Source organism: Neisseria sp. HMSC31F04, assembly GCF_001807735.1.
Classification (GTDB): domain Bacteria; phylum Pseudomonadota; class Gammaproteobacteria; order Burkholderiales; family Neisseriaceae; genus Neisseria; species Neisseria elongata.
In genome coordinates this window covers 1-1,179 of sequence record NZ_KV790795.1, presented here as the reverse complement: position 1 = coordinate 1,179, position 1,179 = coordinate 1, and the positions used below count along the sequence as shown (strand labels likewise).

Here is a 1,179-nt window from a genome sequence, read left to right as displayed (position 1 = left end):
GGGATTTTGGGGGGATTTTGCAAAGGTCTCTACCCAGTTTTGCAAATGAATAATGAAACAGGCCGTCTGAACTTTTTCAGACGGCCTGTTTGTCTACAGATAGTGTTTAGCGGTCGATTTGGCTGCCGATTACGCCACCCAGGGCAGCACCGCCCAAAGTCGCGCCGGTTGTACCGCCGATCAGATTCCCGGCAACACCGCCGATGGCTGCACCGGCGGCAGTATTGCGCTGGGTGCGGGTCATGCCGTTACAAGCAGTCAGGGAAACGGCTAAAGCGGCTAATACGGCGGTTTTCAAGAATAAAGATTTCATTGTGAAACTCCTTGTTTTTATGGGAATGAGAAACACCATTTGCTAAAATGGCGTTGTAAGGATACACGTCTGTCGTGCGTATTGCCGTCTATTTAAGTTAAATTCTCCAAAGGTTCGTTAGCTATGCCGGATTATGCCTGGGCGCATCTTGCCCATTTGTTTTTCGCCGTAATTTTTGTCGGCGGCGTTTTTTTCGAGGCCTTGGTTTTGAGCGTGATGCACACCTCGGCCGTTTCGCGCGAATCGCGCCGCGAAGTCGAACGTGCTTTGTCCCGACGCGCCGTAAAGGTGATGCCTTGGGTGGTGGCGGCCGTATTTTTGTCCGGCCTGACCATGGCTTACCTGCGCTATCTGCCGAACTTGGCCGCGCCATTCGCTTCTTCCTTCAACCTGCAACTGACGCTGAAAGTGATTATTGCGGCAAGCATCCTGCTGCATTTTGTCGTGGCCGTTACGAAAATGCGGCGGCACACGCTGACCAAAGCTTGGTCGCGCTATATCCATACCGCCGTACTGTTGCACATGACGCTGATTGTGATACTGGCAAAAACCATGTTTTATTTTGTGTGGTAACCCCCGTCATACATCCCAACTTCCGCGCCAATAGCGGCGGCAAATATCGCAGCCGTCTTTTTTCCGAATGGCTGACACTTTGGAATGGAAGCCGAACAGATGGCGGATTTACCCGCCCCGCCCCAAACCGTGTTATTGGCTGTCCCGCGCGCCGTCTTCCCGACAGGGCAAACCACCATATCGTTCGGGTGCATTTCTCCTTCCGTCGGCAGTCTTTTCATGGGTATTTCCGCCTGCTTGCTTTGAACGCGGGTCGGGACGTAAAAAGGCCGAGACCTTTGCAAAATTCCTTC

At 52.7% G+C, this 1,179-nt stretch carries 3 protein-coding genes; 1 reads left to right on the top strand and 2 read right to left on the bottom strand.

The annotated features are described in order from the left end of the window. Positions 1-106: 106 nt before the first annotated feature. Positions 107-313, bottom strand: a complete 207-nt coding sequence (locus tag HMPREF3107_RS05125; protein ID WP_040665813.1) for a glycine zipper 2TM domain-containing protein — start codon at positions 311-313, stop codon at positions 107-109. Positions 314-436: 123 nt separating this feature from the next. Here HMPREF3107_RS05125 and HMPREF3107_RS05120 point away from each other — a divergent pair, with 123 nt between their 5' ends. Then, a complete protein-coding gene (locus HMPREF3107_RS05120; RefSeq protein ID WP_003771983.1) occupies positions 437-886 on the top strand; it encodes a CopD family copper resistance protein in 450 nt (149 codons plus the stop codon). Here HMPREF3107_RS05120 and HMPREF3107_RS05115 read toward each other — a convergent pair. Beyond that, positions 871-1,179, bottom strand: a 309-nt coding sequence (locus HMPREF3107_RS05115) for a hypothetical protein (protein ID WP_210391395.1), incomplete at its 5' end; no start/stop codon positions are given. The genes HMPREF3107_RS05120 and HMPREF3107_RS05115 overlap by 16 nt on opposite strands.